Source organism: Paenibacillus sp. N119s (assembly GCF_059447605.1).
In genome coordinates this window covers 1-689 of sequence record NZ_JCAJRU010000480.1, presented here as the reverse complement: position 1 = coordinate 689, position 689 = coordinate 1, and the positions used below count along the sequence as shown (strand labels likewise).

The following is a 689-nucleotide window of genomic DNA, read 5'->3' as shown; positions in this document are numbered from 1 at the left end:
GACTACCAAGTCAAAATCCGCGGCTACCGGATCGAGCTGGGCGAGATTGAAACCGCGATCCAGCGGATACCAGGTGTGCGTCAAGCGGTAGTCATCGACCGGACGGACGAGCGTGGGCACAAGTATTTGTGCGGATACCTCACGGGAGCAACCGAGCTGCGGATCGAGGAAGTACAGGGAGCCCTGGAAGCCGGACTGCCCGCGCACATGGTGCCTGCGCGCATGATGCGTCTGGAGGCCATTCCGCTGACCAGCAACGGCAAAATCGACCGTAAAGCCTTGCCGGAGCCGGAAGGCAGTATCCATACGGGAGCAGCCTATGTGGCCCCGCGTACGAAGGTGGAGCAAGTACTGGCTGCGGTATGGGCCGGAGTGCTGGGCGTGGAAGCCGTAGGCACGCAGGATAACTTCTTCGAGCTGGGCGGCGATTCGATTAAAGCGCTGCAAGTTTCGTCCCGCTTGCTTCAGGCAGGTTATCGACTGGAGATGAAAGACCTGTTCAGTTATCCAACAGTGTCTGCATTGGCGCTGAAAGTCCAATCCGTTACCCGATTGGCGGATCAGAGCGAAGTAGTGGGCGCGGTGAAGCTGACACCTGTTCAACACTGGTTCTTTGAGCAGAACCTGACGGATGCACATCATCATAACCAGTCGATTATGCTGCATAGCCAGGACGGCTTTGATGAAGT

1 protein-coding gene is annotated in these 689 nt (G+C 57.5%); it reads left to right on the top strand.

The genetic code is table 11. The features are described 5' to 3' along the window. Positions 1-689, top strand: a 689-nt coding sequence (locus AC5V8P_RS25875) for a phosphopantetheine-binding protein (RefSeq protein ID WP_495474092.1), incomplete at both ends; no start/stop codon positions are given.